Origin of the sequence: Paenibacillus profundus (assembly GCF_021369635.1) — a bacterium.
Classification (GTDB): Bacteria; Bacillota; Bacilli; order Paenibacillales; family Paenibacillaceae; genus Paenibacillus_B; species Paenibacillus_B profundus.
On record NZ_JAJNBZ010000022.1, the window covers coordinates 64,555 to 83,067 of the forward strand.

Here is an 18,513-nt window from a genome sequence, read left to right on the forward strand (position 1 = left end):
GTTAATTACGTATATTCGTTTGCTATCAAACGTCTATTGCGCGTCATCGATGTTGTCCTTCGTAATCTTTTTATACGGAATCCAGACGAACTTGCCGTCCGTTAGATCATATCCGCTATTGTCTTTGTTCGGCACTTCCCCCTTCGCCAATACAGCGGCCAGTCCCAGCGCCGCTTTCCCTTGGTTCTTCGCGTCGTTCAGCACCGTGCCAAGCATCGTGCCATCCTTGAGCGCTTGGAGCGCCGGAGCGGTCGCATCGACGCCGACGACCGGCATCTTCTTATCACCCGTAAAATATCCCGAGGCCTTCAGCGCCTCAATTGCGCCAAGCGCCATGTCATCGTTGTTCGCAAGCACCGCTTCAATTTTGTCGCCATGAGCGGCAAGGAACGCCGCCATTTTCTCTTGGCCTTTTACGCGGTCCCACATGCCGGTGTCTTCCGCCACCTTCTCCACCTTAATGCCTGCATCCTCAAGCGCCTGGACGGAGTACTTCGTGCGCAGTTCCGCATCTTGATGACCCGGCTCCCCCTTCAGCATGACGTATTGAAGCACGCCGTCCTTGTTCTTATCCGCGTCTGGATTGGCCTTCCAATAATCGACGAGGAGCTGGCCTGAAATAGTCCCTGATTCTTCGGCCTTAGCGCCGACATAATACACTTTGTCCCACTTCTTCATATCTTCCGGCAGCGGTTCACGGTTCAGAAATACGACCGGAATGTCGGCCGCCTTCGCCTTGTCGATAATGACTCCAGCCGCGGTTCGATCGACCGGATTGACTACAAGCGCATCCACTTTTTTCGTAATGAACAAATCAATCTTGTCGTTTTGGGTCGGTTGTGAATTTTGGCTGTCTACGATATCGACCTTCGCCTTGCCCTTTGCCGCTTCCGTAATTGAATTGCGCACCCCGGTCATGAATGTATCGTCGAACTTATAAATCGCAACCCCGATATTCGGCTCGTTGCCGGATCCGCCCGAATTGCCGCCTCCCGCACCCGACGAACCGGAAGAGCAGCCCGCAACCGTTAGCATAACGCCGAAAAGCAGCATTGCTGTCCATTTCTTCATTCCTAACAACCTCCCTTTTGTTGTAAAGCATGAATAAGGCTATGAAATTATTATGACGGAGACATCGTTCATAAAGAACAGAAAATCCTCATCATTTCTATTGAAATCCTCACATCTTGATGAGAAAACCTCTATTGAGGCGTACCATAATTATCGAAATCGAAAATGCGCACTCGTGCCGTAGCGCGTTCAGACTGACGGACTGACGGTGATTCGCTACATCAGCCGCTTTGCTTCATTCTCCCCTTCCATCAGGAATGAGGCGGTACTTCTAAGGACGTCTCTGATTCTCTTCCATCGGGAAGGTGGCACACCCCTAAGGACGCCCCTGCTTATTTTCCATCGGGAACGAGGGCAGTACGCATGAGGACCTCTGGTTCACTTTCATCAGGAGCACCCCTTTATGGTATATGAAACGGCATAAACCTTATTTTTCCTCGACGTTATCCCTCCTGACTGTATGGGAGAGTAGAGCTAAGGGCCTTAGCACAGAAGCCCGACAACATGTTTTCGTGTGAAAGAGAAGGGACTGCCATTCTGAATGAGAGGGAGAGTGAGGCAAGGGTTTGAACAGGCATACTTTCTTCGGAAAGGATAAAGTTACGGCTCCAAGGCGAAAAAAATCCTTGATACACCTGTCGGGCGCATCAAGGATCAAGGAGCTGAGCTCCAATCGTTATTCCGTTTCAATTGTCCGCTCTCATTATTTCTCGGACGCTTCAGGTCATTACCGTTGACCTTTCACATCGTGAATAATGGCGCGGCTCTTCTCCAAATAGGTGACTGAATTGTCGTAATTCCGGCTCGCCACCCCCAGATAGAGAATATCGATAATATTGAGCTGGGTAATACGGGACGCCATCGCTCCGCTGCGGATTTCGTTCTCTGTCGAGGAAATGAAGAGCGGAATATCCGCAATCGCACTTAAGGTAGAGTGTCCGTATTTCGTAATGCTAATCGTGGTTGCACCTGCTTCGCGAGCTGCTTTAAGGCTGGCAATGGCGTATTCCGTTTCCCCCGAATATGAAATGCCGATAGCCGCGTCCTGCGACGTGAGCATGACTGCGGAGGTCAGCTGTAAATGCGGATCGGTATACGAAAAGCTTGTCTTGTTAATCCGTAAAAATTTGTGCTGCGCATCCTGCGCAATCAGGTTCGAGGCCCCTAAGCCAAAAAAATACAGCCGTTCCGCCTGGTGCATTGCTTCCACCGCCATCGTAACCATAGCGGCGTCCAATATTTTGACTGTATCACGAATTGATTGAATGTTGTTGTTCGATACGTTCTGAATAATCGTCTCCACCGAATCGTGAGGCCGGATTTCCTGATAACCTTGGGGTTCCTTGCCTTCCTGCAAGTCGCCGGCAACCTTCAGCATCAGCTCTTGGTACCCTTTGAATCCCATCGACTTGCACAACCGTATGACCGCCGCTTGACTTCCCCCGCTCTGACGAGCAAGCTCCGCAATGGACATCCCAATCATATCCGCTGGATGCTGTAAGATGAATTCGGCGACTTTGCGTTCGGATGGCGTAATATCGTCCAAAATTTCCCGCAGCCGCACTAATCCTCCGTTCATTCGCCATCCCTCCTTCATCTTCCTATTGTAGTGCATCGGCGGCGTTGGCGCCATCACTTCAAATGCTGCACCCGCTGCAGGCGTCCGTGTTCAACCTATTCTATAAATTTTTTCCACATCCGCTCAGAGTCAATGCTTCATAATGGTTTGCATAAAGAGCACGGACGTTTGCGTTAAGCGAGTTCTAATCTCGTATTGCCGCTGCGACTGCTTGATGGATGTCATGGCGCAACTTCGCAATAGATGTGTCGCGTCCGAAATGAACCCGATTCGTCAGCAGGACAACGACAAGATCGCGCTCGGGATCGATCCAGAGGCTCGTGCCCGTGAATCCGGTATGTCCATAGCTGCTTCGCGAAAGTCCGTTGCCCGTCACATCTGCAGGGTCGTCCTTCAGCACCCAGCCAAGCCCCCGATGGGCCCCCGGGATATGGGGCGTATGGCTGCTGAGGGCTTGACGGACCGCGGACGGCGAGAGCAGCGCATTGGCTTGCCCCGTATGGGCGTGCATCGTGGCTGCAACGGTGTCTCCTTTTTCGACACCTGCGTTGGCGCTGACGAGCCACATCTGCGCGTACCGCGCCAAGTCGTCCGCGGTGGCGAACAGCCCTGCATTGCCGCTGACCCCGCCGAACGCATGCGCATTCTCGTCATGCACGCGGCCCCACCGGAACCCGCCCAGCGCCGGGTCATACTCGGTCGCGGCGATGCGCGGGCGCCATTCGCATGGCGGGTTGAAGCAGCTGGCTGACATTCCGAGCGGCCGGAACAGCAAGCGTTCAGCGGCCTGAGCGAACGGCTCGCCCAGAAGCCGTTCCGCTATCCGGCCAAGCACGATATAGCCCAAGCAGCTGTATACGCAGCGGGTGCCCGGGACGTGTGCCGGCTTCATCCGGCAGATGCAAGCGAACATTTCGTTCGGCGTCCATCCGTGCGAGTACAGATCCCAGTGCGCAGCCAATCCCGAAGTATGCGACAGCAGCTGGCGGATGGTAACCGCGTGCTTGCCGGATTGCCCGAATTCCGGCACATAAGCGGCAACTAGATCATCGAGTCCGAGCTTCCCTTGATCCGACAACATCAGAATCAGTGGCAGCGTGACGACGACCTTCGTTAGCGAAGCGCAATCATAGAGGGTGTCGGCAGAAGCTGGTATCGCAACACCATTGCCCATCACAGCATGGCCTGCCGCATAAGTGGCAAAATACCCGTTCCGTGCGACAAGCGCAACGCCGCCGGGGATGTTCTGCTGCGCGACCGCATGGTCGAGAAGCGCCCAAGCCGCTTGCAGAGCAGTGCCGCTTAGGCCCAATCTCTCCGCTCCGTCTGGCAGAATAGGCCCCTTCAAGACAAGCAATCGCTTTCATTTTGTTGTAGGGCAACGCTTTGCAGCCATCCCATCACTCGTTGTTCCCTCTCGTTCATCTCTATATCCTCCTCTCTCAATCGGCAATTATGGCAGCGCCAGCTTCCCCATGACAGTTGGGCTCGCCGCTCCGGTCACGGCAGGCAGGTTGTTCGTGACGCCATGCACGAAATCGTTCGCCAATAGCGCAAAGGCAACCGCCTCTTTCGCATCGCCCGGCATGCCCATTTCATCGGATGCCATCACCTTCTGCTCCGGCAATTCCGCTGCCAGCCAGCCCATCAGCGTCAAGTTCTTGGCTCCGCCGCCGCTCACGATCACTTCGCTAACGGAATGCTGGCCGAAGACGAACTCGCGGTAAGCGCATGCAATCGAGCGTACCGTCAACGACGTGAATGTGGCGATGATATCCTCGGCAGACAACTGCCGATGGAGTCCTTCTGCGATCCATTTCGCGGCATACTCACTGCCGAACATTTCCCTGCCGGTCGTCTTCACCGGCTCCAGGCGGAAGTATGGATGGGCCAGCATCTCCGCAAGCAGCTCTTCGTTCACCCGCCCTTGCGCTGCCCACTCCCCATTGCGATCATAGTGGAGCACTCCGTCTGATAACTGGTAGACCGCTTGATCGATCAGCATGTTGCCAGGTCCGGTATCAAAAGCGGTGACTGCATCAGATGACGCTCCCGCCGGAAGTATGGTACAGTTCCCGATCCCCCCGATGTTCTGCACAATTCTGCCGATGTCGTCATGCCGAAAAAAAATATAATCCGCATAAGGCGTCAAAGGGGCTCCTTGGCCGCCTACCGCCATATCGGCTGGACGGTAATCTCCAACGACGGGTTTGCCGGACAGCTTCGCGATTACGGACAAGTCGCCGATCTGCAGTGTCGACGGCATAAAATAGGGATTCTCATCAACTACTATCGGTTGATGCCAAACGGTTTGCCCATGCGAGCTGATAAAGTCGATATCATCCAGCGCGATCCCTGCAGATGCAGCCGCTTCCAGCGCAGCTTCGGCAAATCGCCGCCCTAAGTAAGCATTCATCACACATAGGTCTGCGACGCGGGAATGTTCGTTGCTGCACAGCGCCTTTAATCGCCCCCGCAGATCCTGCTCGTATTCGATGCAATGAAAGGCGAGCAGTTCGGCCTTCGCATCCATTCCGCACCCTCGTACCTGGACGATGGCGGCATCAATTCCGTCCAACGACGTGCCGGACATCAAGCCTATAATGATATGTACCGGTTTGCCTGCCAATGAAAATCTCATCGCGCTCTCTCCCTTCTAGTGACGGATGGCAGATATAACAAAATAGTGATGTTCGATAAGGAATGAGTCTTGTTTCGATTAGGTGCAGTTTGCAGAAGTGTCTAATAATGATTGATTTACGGGATTTCCAACATATCGAGGAGTTCTGGGAAGGGTTCAATTGCCGCTGTTCAAATGCTGTGACAGACTTTTGAGGAAGGTTCTAGGCGGTTTAGCTTTATTATACGCAAACGAAATATTTTTTCAATTACCATTTAAAAATATAATTTTTTATTTTAAAGTTATCCGCCAATTCGTTTATAATCATCTCGAAGGCTGGCTGTTTTGGTTATAATTACAACATAATTACAACACTTAGCATATTGATGAGGTATTTTTCGATACACGAGATTCAGCATGCCCCCCTGCTCCGCCATTCCATCTGCACCCCACTTATCTCCATACTATCGGAATATCCCTCATTTTGCTGCCGCCAAACTGCTTGATGCATATTATTTCACGAAGGGGAACAACAGCTTCTGATTTTCCGGCCAGAACATATTATTTAAACCAATCACCTTCACATCCGTCTCCACCCGTTCCGGTATATCGGAGCCCTGCAGCGCGTCCGCCGCATATTTTACGCCGAGATACCCCATCGCAAACGGGTTCTGTACAACGGCAGCCCCAATGACCTCATCTTGCAGGTACCCCATAAGCTCAGGCGTGCTGTCGATGGTAACCACTCTTATCGCCCGGCCGGCATCCGCGTCCTTGACAGCCCGCGCCACACCGAGAGAGGAGATCGAATTAAGCGCCACGATGCCTTCCAGATCCGGATGCTTCGCCAGCATGCGAAGCGTCAACTCGTACGCAAGATCTGGATCCGAGTAGCAATACGCTTTCTCTGCCACTTCAATTCCATCATACCGTGAGAACAAGTCCATCAATCCCTCCTCGCGCTGCTCGGCATTATGCGCGCCTTGAATAAAGCTCATAACGCCGACTTTGCCTCTGCCATTCATCAGCTTGACGAGCTCCTGCCCGGCTGTCCGCCCCATTTGATAGGAATTCGTACCGATGTAGCTCTGTACCTTCGTGGAGCCGACCTCGGAATCAATGGAGATAACGGGTATGTTATAATAGCTCGCTTGGTCCACGACCTGCCCGAGCGCCATGTAATCGCTAGCAGCGAGAATGAGCGCATCCACACCCAGCTTTAGCGCTTGCTCCGTATATTCCACCTGCTGCTGGACGTCCTTCTCATGCTCAGGTGCGAGAAATGTAATTTTTACGTTGAATTCTTTGGCTGCCGCCTCTGCCCCCATACGAACCGTATTCCAATAATCGTCGTTCAGCATCTTGACGACGAGCGCGAAATTACGCTGCTCCGGCTCAGAGATTTCAATAATGCCGTTACCGGAGCAAGCCGTATTGAGAGCAAGGGGCATGATGATGAGCAGCAGTACGATGGCGCGCAGCAGCTTCACCTTTAATCCGCGCCCCTGTCCAGCGTATGAACTAAGCATCTCATCTTCTCCTTCCTCATGACTCGTCTTCGCGCTCCAGCGGCAGCCACATCGTAACCGCCGTCCCCACGTCCGGTTGGCTTTCGATCTCCAGACCATAAGCTAAACCGTAATACAACTGCAATCGCTCCTTAACGTTGCGCAGTCCTACACCAGATCCCTGTCGGCTCTCGACTCGTCCCGCTTGAATAGCTTCAAGGCGCGGCGGCGGGATACCTGCTCCGTTGTCGCTGACTTTAAAGAGCAGCTTACCGTCAACCTCCCGCGCCGAAATGCGAATGCAGCCTTCGTCAGCGCTGCCTTCAATGCCATGCTGAATGGCATTTTCTACGATCGGCTGCAGTATGAGCTTCAGGGTGCGGCTATTCAATATGCGCTCCTCCGCTTCAATCTCATACGAAAATTGATGCTTAAACCGAATATTTTGAATAATCAAGTAGTGCTTCACATGCTCCAGCTCTTCCTGCACCGAAATAATATGCTGGCCTTTGCTCAAGCTGATGCGGAAAAATTTCGACAACGACGAAATCATCGTCACGACATCGTCCGTACGCCCGCTCCCCGCCAAGCGAACGACGGAATTGAGCGTATTATACAAGAAGTGGGGGTGAATCTGCGCCTGCAATATGTCTAGTTCGTTCTTGCGCTTCGTCTCCTGCTCCACGATAATCTGATCCATGAGCTGATGAATGCGGGCCACCATTAGGTTGAACCGGCTCGTCAGCTGCTTGACCTCTTCGGCGCCGCTCATCTCCATATGCACGCTGAACACGCCTTTTTCCACCAGTCTCATCGTTCGTTCTAATCGCTTGATCGGATGAGAGATACGAGCGGACAGCACGAAGGAGACGATGAGCACGAAGCCGAGTACGGCGGCAAGCAGCCAAAATAAAAATCCTCCGATTTCCTGCTGTGTCGTTACGAGCTCGTCCATATAGGACACGCCGACAACCTTCCAACCAAGCGGATTAACGGTTTTAACCGTAATAAGCCGCTCCACTCCGCCTGAGCGGTCGATATAGCTGCCGTAAGTATATTTGAGCACCTGCTCCACATTTTCATACTTCAGCCCATTGTAGATTAACTGCTGCTGCGGATGATAGACCAGGTTCCCCATCGAGTCGATCAAATAGACATATCCTTTGCCGCCTAGCGTAACCCGCTGGCACAGATCGTCAATGGTCTTGAAGTTGACGTCGATCAGCAGGATCCCTTTTTCCCCTATGCCAGACCTGTGATACGTCATTCCTTTGCTCAACGAGACGACCCATTTATACGCGCCTTCGAACAGATTCTGAATGTGGGGGGGCGAATAGGACAACTGCTCTGGCGCTTGAACGGCAGCTGTGAACCAGCTCTGTTCGGTCAAGCTGGTATTGCGGCGCTGCATCTGCGATGGGATGCTTTGAATGAGCTGCCCGTCGATCGTAAAAATGGCCATGCTTACAACATCGTCGCGCGTCATCCGGATCGTGTCGAGCTGTTCCTGCAGCTCCTTCACAGGCAAGCCGCCGCTTCTGTTCAGGCGATCGTCAATGATTTCAAAAAAGGCGCCGATTCCGCTCACGTATGATTCCAAATTGAACTTCACCTGATCAATGATTTGCTGATTGTTCAGCACAGCATTCTGTTCCGCTGTATTGGCAAATTTGTCATAGACGACAAAGCTCACGAACAGCATCACAATGACGGTAATTAGCGTGAATGAAGCCACAATGATAAACTGAATGCTTCGCACTTGTCTCCACTTCATCCCATCCTCCACTTTTCATGCGCGACAGATCCCGGATCAGCCTTCATCTGCTCGGCTGCGATATTCTTTGGGCGATAGCCCCGCGTATTTTTTAAAGGAGTAGCTGAAATAATTCGGATCGCTATACCCTACTTGCTCCGCAATTTCGAACGTCTTCCAATCGCTCGAGCGCAAATACTGCTTCGCCTTTTCCATGCGCAGCTGCAGTAAATAGTTGATGAACGTCATCTTCGTTTCCTTTTTGAAAATACTGCTGAAATACCCGGCGCTAATATGAAGATGCCCGCATACCATCGTGATGGACAAATCGCTGTTCTCATAATTGGCTTCGACAAACGACGTCGCTTCCTGCACGAGCTTCTTATACGAGGTCTGCCGATCTGCCGCAATATGATGCATGAGCCGAGTGCACAGCTGGAGCACCCACTGCTTGGCCTCCTCCATATGGCGGAATTCCCGAATCCTCTCGAACGAGGCTAGCTCATCGCCGACGGCCGTATCCGCTGCTTGGCCCGCATCCCGCGCGACCTTCATCAGGGCGATGAGCATCTCCATTACATAAATCTGAAAATCCTTGACTGAAATATGAGCCTCCATCAGCCCTTGAAAAAGAGAATCGAGCATCCCCCTTAGTTCCTCCGCCGTCCCCACCTTCAAGCAGCGGATGAGCGCCTCTTCCTTCCAATGATCGAAGCACAGCTTCTCCACCATGCGCATCTCCACATCATCGATGCAAATGACTCGGTTACTGCCGAGAATGACGCGGTAATCGAGCGCGGCGATCGCAGCATTGTACGCATAAGGCGCCTCTTCCAACGTATGAATGACGGTGCCGGCTCCCGCCGTTACTGAAAATCGCAAATATCGTTCCACGCTTTGCCGTATTTCCTCCAGAACAAGGAGCGTCCGCTGACGGATTGGCTCCATATCAGGCGATTCATCGCAGCTTATGAGCACGACTTCTTCGTTATGAATCATCACGAATCCAAGCTCATGCTTATGAACAATTTCTTCGGCGATGTTATACACCGCGAACAGCTGCAGCCGGGAATCCCCCGTGTCCTTGAGTGACAGCGCATGCTGCGGTACCCCAGCGTCCCTCTGTGGAGACTGCTGTATAAACGGCTGTAAAGATGGCTCTTCTTCTTTTCGATTCGATAGCAATGAGCACGGGATGTCAAGACTGATTACCGATAACATGAACTGACTGCCGCAGAGTGGCAAATCATAGATTCTGGATTTCTCATCGATCTCCTTACGGTTCACTTTGCGCGTGAAAAGCGATGCGAGGAACACTTCCTTCAAGACGGGAAGACTGCTGCGATAGTGCTCCTGCAGCACGTGTACGTTTTCTCGCTGAGCCTGCTCCTCGTCCATGCTGGTCTTGACCTTGAGCAGCACATCAATCAGCTCCTGGGAAGAAAACGGCTTAAGCACATATTCGTCGATATGCAGCTTGACCGCCTTTTGCGCATATTCGAACTCGTCATAGCCCGTCAAAATAATGATTTTGATCGTAGGGAACTGATCTCGTATCCCTTCCGACAGCTGCAGACCATTCAGAAAAGGCATTTGTATATCAGTCACCACAACGTCCGGCCGCAGCTTATCCACCGCTTCGAGCGCTTCCCGTCCGTTCTCAGCGGTGCCAATTACCTCGTAGCCGCAACCGCTCCATTCGATTTCACGCAGCAATCCTTCGCGCACGTCTTCTTCATCATCCACAAGCAGCAGCTTGTACATTTCGCAGCCCTCCCTCCCCAGAAGCGTCTATATTTCACGATAAGCAAACGCTTTCAATGTGTTATATCGTAGCACAGCATTGAAATTTTTAGCTCATTTTAAAATAACTTTTACCTCCTGTCCACCTGAATCTCAGATAGCAGGCACGTGAGAAAACCTCTATTGAGGCATTTCGAAGATGAGCGACCGCGCTTAGAGGCAGATGATATGTTCTATCGCTAACGTCGATATGTTAAATAGACATTGATTCTTCATCATGTACGAACTGTTATGTTCGTATAGTGACGCGTTCAGACTGAAGAGGATTCGCTGCATCCGACCCTTTGCTTCATTCTCCCCTTCCTTCAGAATGCAACAAGACTATGTTCGCCTCTGGTTCTCTTCCATCAGAATGCTGCACGCCTATGTTCAACTCTGGTTCTCGTCCATCAGAATGCTGCACGCCTATGTTCAACTCTAGTTCCCGTCCATCAGAATGCTGCACGCTATGTTCAACTCTAGTTCCCGTCCATCAGGAGGCGCCCATCAATGAACGACTCTATATTCACTGCAATCAAGATTGACCCCCTCGGGAATTAATATCTTTCACAAAACGGCATGTCCCCTTATCTCAGTCATCCCCCCTGACTGTATGGGAGAGAGAAGCTATTGTACGAAAAAGACTGTCAACCTATTCTCGTTTGAAAGGGAAAGGAGAGCTGCTATTCTGATTAAAGGGGAGAGTGAAGCAAGCGATGGAACAGTCATGAAAAAATTTCTATTGAGGCTTTCCGAAGATGAGCGAATGCGTTTAGAGGTGCCTTAATGGTCAAAAAGGCCGCCGATCCCGCTTCGGATCCGCAGCCTTATCCTTGCTCACTTACTTGCAATTTCTCGCTCATTCACATTCAAAGAGCAGTATTCCTTACTGACATCGCCGAACTTGTGGCCTCGTTCATTCCTTACTGTTCAAGCGCCTGAAAAGAACGGCTCATGTCCCCGATCAGCAGGTTCGGATCTTCCAGTCCGACATACAAGCGCACCAGCACGAGCGGTTCGCTCTCGTCCGAGGCTTCCGGACGCACGACCTGCACCAAGCTCTCATAGCCGCCCCAGCTAACGCCAATGCGGAAAAATTCCAATCGGTCCGCCCACGCCTGCAATTGCTCAACCGGAAGCGCCGCCTCGAAGGAGAACAAGCTGCCGCACCCGCTCATCTGCCGCTGAGCCAGCTCGTATTGCGGGTAGCTTGGCAGACCCGGGTGATTGACGCGCTTCACGAACGGAAGCTGCTCCAAATATGCAGCAACTTGGCGTCCATTCTGCCCGAGCCGCTCCATCCGCAGCGGCAGCGTGCGCAGCCCACGCATCGCCATGCAAGCGGTCTGCGGCGTCATGATGCCGCCGTACAGCAGAAATTCCTCTTGACCAATCCGTTCGAGCCGTTCCTTAGAGCCGATGATGACGCCCCCCATAATATCGCTGTGTCCGCCTACATATTTGGTCAAGGAGTGCACGACCAAATCGATACCAAGCGCCAGCGGGTTCTGATAGATCGGCGTCGCCCAGGTGTTGTCAATAATCGTAGTCGCGCCAATTCGCTGCGCGAGTTCTCCGCAGGCGCGCAGGTCCTGGAGACGAATCGTCATGCTCGTCGGGCTTTCCAGAAAAAGCAGCGTCGTGTTCGGACGCACAGCCGCTTCAATGCTCGCCATGCTCGCCCCGTCTACGAACGTCGTTTCAATGCCGAAGCGCAGCAAGTAGCTGCTCAGAAATTGCCGCGTCGGCCCATACACACTTTCCACGCAAATGACGTGGTCGCCCGCTTTGACAGCGGACATGATAGATGCGGAGATCGCCGCCATTCCCGAAGCGAAGCAGCGCGCTGCTTCTCCGCCTTCAAGCATCGCCAGCCGCCGTTCCAGCTCATTGACGCTCGGATTGTTCCCCCGCGAATATAGATGATAATGAAGCGGAGAATCAAGCGCCTCGTAAAATTCTTCATGACACGGGAATGTGAACAAGCTGTTCTGATACAGCGGCATCGTCACTGCGCCGTAATGACGTTCATCATGGCAATCGTGCACGACGATCGTCTGTTTATCCCACGTATTACAGGGCGCGGATTGCTGTTTCTCTATTGACATTGTCCATTCGATCCTTTCGCTGTCGTTCGTTCCGGCTGCATACGGCCCATCTTCACTTCCTCCAACAGGTGGAACAAGCCGGAAGAACCTGATCCATAGAATTGTAGGATTTGGGATTGCTTATACCGAGTCCATCATAACAAAGGGCGGGGCGTTTATTCAACAGCCATCCCATTCCACGTAACCGCCAGCTTTTGTCTCACATACACGCTCTGCCGTGCCGTATCTCAGCCTCACGCTCCGTCCGAGCAAAGAACGTATACGGCAGCGGGTCAGACGATTCTGCTTCCATTCGATATCGACTTCGAAGCCGCCCCGCGCACGCAAGCCCGACACCACCCCACTCGCCCAAGCTTGCAGGCAGGTGCGGATGGCAACGTAAACGGTAAGCGAATCCGCGTCGCGAATGATTAGCGACTCCCCGTCGGCCTGAACATGCCCGCCTTGAGGTACCGCCTTGACGCATCCAGCGAAGCAGACTCCCGCATGCGTCCCGCGATGTTCCGCTTGCCCTGTCAGCAGAAGCGCATCGGTTCCGATCGCTTCAATCCGTGCGCTTCCATCTCGGGTTAGCGATAACTTGCAAGAGAGGGACTGCCGCTTGTCGACGCTCCAATGCAGCACGAGCACCTGATCCGTAGCCGACACGAACATTTCGCGGCGATGAGCGACTCCAGCTCGCACGTATTCGACCGTGGCAATGGCCGTATCCAGATCAAGCTCGCGACGATAGTCGGACCGTTCTCCTTCACCCGCTGTCGTTGCCTCAACGACCTGTGCATTTATATCTTCAAGCCACAGCTCTCCGAACGGCTGATAACTGCGCGGTCCCGTATGCGGAAGGAGCACCCTTTCCTTGACGATGCGTTCGCTTTCACTTCGCTCATGATCTGAGCGTAGCTTTCCCCCTCCTCCATTGTCAAGGGGAATAGCACCTGTCATTTGAAAATGGATAAATCCTACTTCTTCCGGCTTCTGCGGTAGAAGCGATACCCTTTGCGGCACCACTCCAGCAGCCTTGCAGGCAAGGGCAGCGTCCAACGCATTAATACCGGCTTGTACAGCCAATGATAAGCGCGTTTGAAATCCTCCCATATCCCGTCGCTCCCCCGCAGCAGAAAGTCGGACACATCCACGACATAGCCTTTGCCGTTATCATTCATGACGTTCTTCCCGTGAATGTCGCGCGGAGACATGCCTTTCTTCATCGCGTAAGCGAGAGCTTCATCGACATCGCGTATAACGGAAGGCGGTATCGGGATTCCTGTCAGCAAGCAATCATATAACGTATAGCCTGGCATTCGCTTCATGATCAAATAAGCTTCACCCACATAATAGCATTCCGAAAAAGAAGGATGACGGCCCAAGCGCCGATATACCTCCGCTTCATCCTGCAAACCCGGGCGGCCTTGCGCGTATACCTTCACAACTAGATTTGGAAAATCAGCATGCGCAAACACAACGGCATAATTCCCGTTCCCCATTACTGTCCAGTTGTCCGGCACAGCTTTCACCTCGACAGGGTCGTTCTCGTTATGGCTGCGGATATCAAGCTCAAGAAGGAGCGTGAGCTCGACTTGCGTTTTAAATGCTTCAATCCTACTAGATTTCAAACCAATTTCCCCTTACTTGTCACAGAGCTTCTTTCCTTAATATACCACAACCGCTAAGCTATGAAATCTTTGCTGCCTCATGGTACCGAACAATCAGTTCTACCTTTATTTGGAGGAACGTGCACTGCTGGCCGTCATCTGCTGTGTCATTGGTTATATGGTCATGCGCTTCATTGTACCTCCGAAGCACCATAAGACGTTATCTCCGAAAATAACCTGCGTCCGCTACACACAGAGAAGCCCTCTGCAGATGGATCTGCAAAGGGCTTTATACTCATATCGTCATTCAGTTATATCGTGATCAGTTCAAGCTTCCCGGTAGATGCTGCCAGTGTATTCATATCGTTTGGATAGCCCGTCATCGTCCAATTCACGTACGATGTTGTTCTTGACGAAATATTTTAAGCTGCAATAGACGGTGGAGAGAGAAATGCGTGTCATATCCGACTTCAGAGCAATATAGATTTCCATTGCGGTCTTTGGGGACACGGCTTGATTGATGCAAGATAAAACCGCCTCTCTCTGCTGCGTCATATGCATTGGCTTGCTTTCACGCTTTTTTTTCATAAACGTTATCATGTGCCGATTATTCAAGGGCCCCATTCCTTTCCTGTGGAAATGTTATTCACGAAATCAAAAATGCCATCGTTATCATGCACCGCATGGCCGCTCCTTTCAAGAGCTCACCAACAACGTATCATCCACCAGCTCCAGTATATGAACCGGCATGACTGATCGGTTCAGCGATCAATCATCGAGAATGCTAATGAATCATTTAGTATCATACGGCCTACTGTTATCATCGGTATAAGTTGCAACAGCCATACCTTCATCAGCTCAAACGGCTCAAATCAAAGCCCCGAAGCGCGCTAAGTAATGATAATAAGAATCACTCATATGATATTAATTTAACATAGTAATTGTATTTAATCAATAATCATTCTAATTTAATATTTACTTTCATTAAGCATGACCAGTGAGAAAACCTCTATCGCGGCCTTTCGAAGATGGGCGACCGCGTTTAGAAATAGGTTTTATTGCCACAAGGAATGTATGGTTTCGCTTTAGCGATTCACAGAGCTTAAACATTCCTTAATTATAAAAAAATCCTCCCCCGAACGCCGCTGACGCTAACATCATCGTCATTGCATTCGAAGGAGGAAATATGAGCTTGTATTGAATTCAATTGATCAATGATCACATGCCGGGTGGCGGACTGGTCGACAGCATACCTGCCACGATAAATACCGCAATTCCGACTGCGATTTCCACCTGCACACCAATCAGGAATTGACGCAGCAGGTGCGCCTCACCGCTATGCTTCGCGAACCGGGGCAGCCAGTAATAGCGGTGAAATGCCGCAATGATGAGGATGAGGAGAAAGAGTCCGCTTTTGACGAGCAAGATTTGCCCGTATGATGACGAAATGAAAGCAGACCATGTCCCTAACCGCATCGCAGCGAGTATGATTCCTGTCACTACCGTCAGCACGGTAAGCGGCAAGGCTGTCCGGGAAAAACGCCTCCACTGCCCGTTGATCTCATGAACATGTTCCGCGCCGAGCTGGTTGCGCCGCCAGCTTGCCGTTAGCATCCCCATACCTAACAGCCCACCGAACCAGATCGATGCGGTAACAATATGGAGCGTATGAGAGACGACCGTCAGGAAAGACAATAGCCCTGAATCGGATGCCACCGCATGTCCCGTAAGCGGAAAGGTTAAGGCAATTCCGAGCAGGATGAGCAACTGCACCACTTTGTTGAGCACCGCTGCGCCGTTCTTGAACAGCATCATGAGGGCGAGCAATGCGGCAAGCAGCACTCGCGCGCCATCCGCCAAGCCAACCCGGGTTGACAAGACAAGCGTTAACGCAGTTGATGCAGCAGATGTATCCGCCCTGCCGCTGCTTAGCTGCTGCGCAATGAGCAGCATATGTGCTGCATAAGTAGCTGCAAACAATATAACTGCGCTAATCGTTATCCCTTTGCATAGACGCTTCATGGCGCGATGGAATGCCGGAAAGCGCTCGTTCACTCCGTCCGCTAACATCATGCGATAATACAAGATGGCGAATAGCAACACCGTCACGACGATATTGATGATGCGAATCAACGCATTCCATCCATCAAGATTACCGTTGCCATGATTATGGTCTGCATGATCGGCTGCTGCCTCGCTTGCTGACGCAGCTGCTTCAGCTCCATGGTCATGATGATGGCTATGATCAACTTCTCCCTGGTCGGGATTTGCTTCGTTACCCGCTCCCGCTGGCGCTTTCTCTGCTTGAACCGGGGAAGCTGGCGCAGCGGCGCCGGATTGATCTTTCTCTCCTGCCCCTGCCTGAGGCGATGCATCCGGTGCGGCTAGCGCGGCCTCTTTCTCCTTCCCGGACTGCGCTGCGCTATCCGGCTTACTCGTGTCGTCACGCTTCTCCTGACGCGGCGGATCGCTCACCTTCTGCTCAGCTTTAAACTGCGATTCAGTTGAGGGGGGGTTCTCCTTCTGCCCAGTGGTACCGGCAGCCGTTTTGTCCACTTTCGAAGCGCCGCCAGACTGGGGGGACTCTGGCTGCGAATTGGGCTTCCCCTTGCCGGAATCTTTGTTCACTGGCTGATTAGCGGAGCTGTCGGCGTGCTTCGTTCCGTTCGTGCTGCCATTCTTCTCAGGCTTGGCTGGGGTCGTCGTCTTGTTCTCAGTCGCGGACGCCGGCTCATCGTCATCCAACGATTTCGTTGCAGCTGGCCCTGACTGCTTCAGCTTCACGCCAACAGCAAATTCGAAGGAACCTTCCGTGACATGGGTGTCAACCGACAGCACTTGCCATTTCACTTTATAAATCCCGTTCGGCAAGGACGAAATCGACTTCACCAGCGTCTTCTCCCCGTCACTCTTGACCTCGCCCGCTATCTCTGCGCCATCCGTATTCCATAAGGTCATCGAGCTCAGATCCGCGTCGATGCCTTCCGTGTACGTAATCCGGATTTCTGTCGGCGAATCAGTCAATTCCGAATTCGAGAGCGGTGAGGATGATGCCATGTTGGCATGAGCGGAAGCAGGCTGCGGCAAGAGAACAAACGGAATAAGAAAGATCAAAAATAGAAGTGCAAGCTTCGCCGCTTTGTTCAACATTGTCATTGTGTCATCCCCCTTTCACACCAAAGTTTATTCTCACTTGGAATACAAAAGCCGTTGGAACTCCAACGGCCTCTGCAGGATTGAATCATCGTTGTCTTACTTCGTATAGAGAAGGACGGCTGCCCGATTCGTTCCAACTGCCGGCAAAAATTCCAGCACCGTGTCCGTCTTCTCTGCTGCTTCACGCAAAGAAACGAGGCCTTTCCCTGTCACATCGCCGAGCGTTGATTTTACCCAAGCCGCATCTGCCTTCAACGTTCCGTCTGCAAATGAGAACGATTGATCAGACACAGCTTTGCCATTCACGAACACTTGCGGCTGTGCCGTAGCCGGTTGGCCAGGAAGCTGGATCGAACCGTTCTGCACGATGAAGGTCATCGTCGCTTCGTAGCTGACCGAATCGTACTGGCCTTCGACCTGCTCGTTCATTGATGGCTTGGCGCGCAGCAAATAATAGTCGGCAGGACCTGTCTTGAACGAGATGGTGCCTTTAGCGTCTGTCTTCAGCGTCTCCGCTTCCGAATTGCTGCGGCGAATGAGGGATACTTCCGTATCGGCAAGCGGCTTGCCTTTCAGCATCAACTGTATGGATACTTCCTGATTCGGACTGACCGCCGCCGGACTGAAGAGCGGAACCAGTTCCGCCCGATCCGGGCTCACTTGTCGTTCGAAGCCCGTCAGGAGCGATGCTCGCTTCAATACAGGGATATCCATCACGGCGACGAACGATTTCGCGCTGCGAAGCGTGCGGCTTGCCTTCCCGTCATGTTTGAAGATGCTGTCGCCTTCGACCGATACGATATAGGCTCCCGGCTTCGACGCCGAAAAAGAAGAGACGAAGTAATTGTTGACCGCTGGCTCTTCTTCAGTTGCCGCTTCACCCGTGTAAAATCTCGTGTCGGTAATATCCGTCTTCTTCCCAGCCGGATTCATGACGTACACTTTGGACGAGTCAGTGCTCCACTGTCCAGCGATGCGGTAGCTGCGATGCTCGTTGGAGTGATTGCCCAGCATCATTTCAACATAGGATACTTCACCTTCACCAATGATCGGACTGTTCGTCTGCGACCAACCGTCATGCGCAAACGCTGGAATGGCGATGGACAATGACAATAAGGTGCTTATCGCAATACTCGCTAACTTTTTCATATAACCCGCCCCTTTTCAAAACAAATGTGATTAATGTCATAGTAAATTGTAAAACAACACAGACGGATGCACATGACTCTATCTAGCTATAAAATGTCACAAAAAAATGAACAATCCGATTAGAGCGTTCATTACTATTAGGGCCTAGTGCATTTATTTCAAAGCCTCGGCATCATTTGTTGGGAATTTGTAACA

At 52.0% G+C, this 18,513-nt stretch carries 13 protein-coding genes; all 13 read right to left on the reverse strand.

What is annotated here, in order from left to right; all coding sequences use genetic code 11:
* Positions 1-33: 33 nt before the first annotated feature.
* Positions 34-1,071: a galactose ABC transporter substrate-binding protein gene (locus LQV63_RS21775; protein ID WP_233698282.1), complete on the reverse strand. Its 1,038-nt coding sequence runs from the start codon at positions 1,069-1,071 to the stop codon at positions 34-36.
* A gap of 727 nt (positions 1,072-1,798) precedes the next feature.
* Positions 1,799-2,650, reverse strand: a complete 852-nt coding sequence (locus LQV63_RS21780; protein WP_019421663.1) for a MurR/RpiR family transcriptional regulator — start codon at positions 2,648-2,650, stop codon at positions 1,799-1,801.
* Positions 2,651-2,834: 184 nt separating this feature from the next.
* Complete coding sequence (locus LQV63_RS21785) at positions 2,835-3,998, reverse strand: serine hydrolase domain-containing protein (RefSeq protein WP_233698283.1); 1,164 nt, start codon at positions 3,996-3,998, stop codon at positions 2,835-2,837.
* A 105-nt stretch (positions 3,999-4,103) separates the two neighbouring features.
* On the reverse strand, positions 4,104-5,291 hold the full coding sequence (locus LQV63_RS21790; RefSeq protein WP_233698284.1) for an anhydro-N-acetylmuramic acid kinase: 1,188 nt from the start codon (positions 5,289-5,291) through the stop codon (positions 4,104-4,106).
* Between the two features lie 491 nt (positions 5,292-5,782).
* Positions 5,783-6,799: a substrate-binding domain-containing protein gene (locus LQV63_RS21795; protein ID WP_233698285.1), complete on the reverse strand. Its 1,017-nt coding sequence runs from the start codon at positions 6,797-6,799 to the stop codon at positions 5,783-5,785.
* Between the two features lie 16 nt (positions 6,800-6,815).
* Entirely contained in the window at positions 6,816-8,552 is a 1,737-nt protein-coding gene (locus LQV63_RS21800; protein ID WP_233698286.1) for a cache domain-containing sensor histidine kinase, read from the reverse strand.
* A 36-nt stretch (positions 8,553-8,588) separates the two neighbouring features.
* Entirely contained in the window at positions 8,589-10,295 is a 1,707-nt protein-coding gene (locus tag LQV63_RS21805; protein WP_233698287.1) for a response regulator transcription factor, read from the reverse strand.
* A gap of 941 nt (positions 10,296-11,236) precedes the next feature.
* Positions 11,237-12,421 (reverse strand): trans-sulfuration enzyme family protein, encoded by a 1,185-nt coding sequence (locus tag LQV63_RS21810; protein WP_233698288.1) that lies wholly within the window; start codon positions 12,419-12,421, stop codon positions 11,237-11,239.
* A 159-nt stretch (positions 12,422-12,580) separates the two neighbouring features.
* On the reverse strand, positions 12,581-13,363 hold the full coding sequence (locus LQV63_RS21815; protein ID WP_233698303.1) for a glycoside hydrolase N-terminal domain-containing protein: 783 nt from the start codon (positions 13,361-13,363) through the stop codon (positions 12,581-12,583).
* A 17-nt stretch (positions 13,364-13,380) separates the two neighbouring features.
* The gene (locus LQV63_RS21820) at positions 13,381-14,034 is read right to left on the reverse strand and encodes a serine/threonine protein kinase (RefSeq protein WP_233698289.1); all 654 of its coding nucleotides are present in this window, start codon (positions 14,032-14,034) and stop codon (positions 13,381-13,383) included.
* Positions 14,035-14,340: 306 nt separating this feature from the next.
* Positions 14,341-14,637, reverse strand: coding sequence for a transcriptional repressor (locus LQV63_RS21825; protein ID WP_026011086.1), 297 nt, complete (start codon positions 14,635-14,637; stop codon positions 14,341-14,343).
* Between the two features lie 594 nt (positions 14,638-15,231).
* Positions 15,232-17,169, reverse strand: coding sequence for a CopD family protein (locus LQV63_RS21830; RefSeq protein ID WP_233698290.1), 1,938 nt, complete (start codon positions 17,167-17,169; stop codon positions 15,232-15,234).
* A 96-nt stretch (positions 17,170-17,265) separates the two neighbouring features.
* Entirely contained in the window at positions 17,266-18,318 is a 1,053-nt protein-coding gene (locus tag LQV63_RS21835; RefSeq protein ID WP_233698291.1) for a DUF4198 domain-containing protein, read from the reverse strand.
* Positions 18,319-18,513 lie beyond the last annotated feature (195 nt).

What these genes read in the sequence shown, in the direction of transcription:
- LQV63_RS21775 (WP_233698282.1), bottom strand. Translation starts at nt 1,071, where the DNA reads ATGAAGAAATGGACAGCAATGCTGCTTTTCGGCGTTATGCTAACGGTT.
- LQV63_RS21780 (WP_019421663.1), bottom strand. Translation starts at nt 2,650, where the DNA reads ATGAACGGAGGATTAGTGCGGCTGCGGGAAATTTTGGACGATATTACG.
- LQV63_RS21790 (WP_233698284.1), bottom strand. Translation starts at nt 5,291, where the DNA reads ATGAGATTTTCATTGGCAGGCAAACCGGTACATATCATTATAGGCTTG.
- LQV63_RS21795 (WP_233698285.1), bottom strand. Translation starts at nt 6,799, where the DNA reads ATGCTTAGTTCATACGCTGGACAGGGGCGCGGATTAAAGGTGAAGCTG.
- LQV63_RS21800 (WP_233698286.1), bottom strand. Translation starts at nt 8,552, where the DNA reads ATGAAGTGGAGACAAGTGCGAAGCATTCAGTTTATCATTGTGGCTTCA.
- LQV63_RS21805 (WP_233698287.1), bottom strand. Translation starts at nt 10,295, where the DNA reads ATGTACAAGCTGCTGCTTGTGGATGATGAAGAAGACGTGCGCGAAGGA.
- LQV63_RS21810 (WP_233698288.1), bottom strand. Translation starts at nt 12,421, where the DNA reads ATGTCAATAGAGAAACAGCAATCCGCGCCCTGTAATACGTGGGATAAA.
- LQV63_RS21815 (WP_233698303.1), bottom strand. Translation starts at nt 13,363, where the DNA reads ATGACAGGTGCTATTCCCCTTGACAATGGAGGAGGGGGAAAGCTACGC.
- LQV63_RS21825 (WP_026011086.1), bottom strand. Translation starts at nt 14,637, where the DNA reads ATGGGGCCCTTGAATAATCGGCACATGATAACGTTTATGAAAAAAAAG.
- LQV63_RS21830 (WP_233698290.1), bottom strand. Translation starts at nt 17,169, where the DNA reads ATGACAATGTTGAACAAAGCGGCGAAGCTTGCACTTCTATTTTTGATC.
- LQV63_RS21835 (WP_233698291.1), bottom strand. Translation starts at nt 18,318, where the DNA reads ATGAAAAAGTTAGCGAGTATTGCGATAAGCACCTTATTGTCATTGTCC.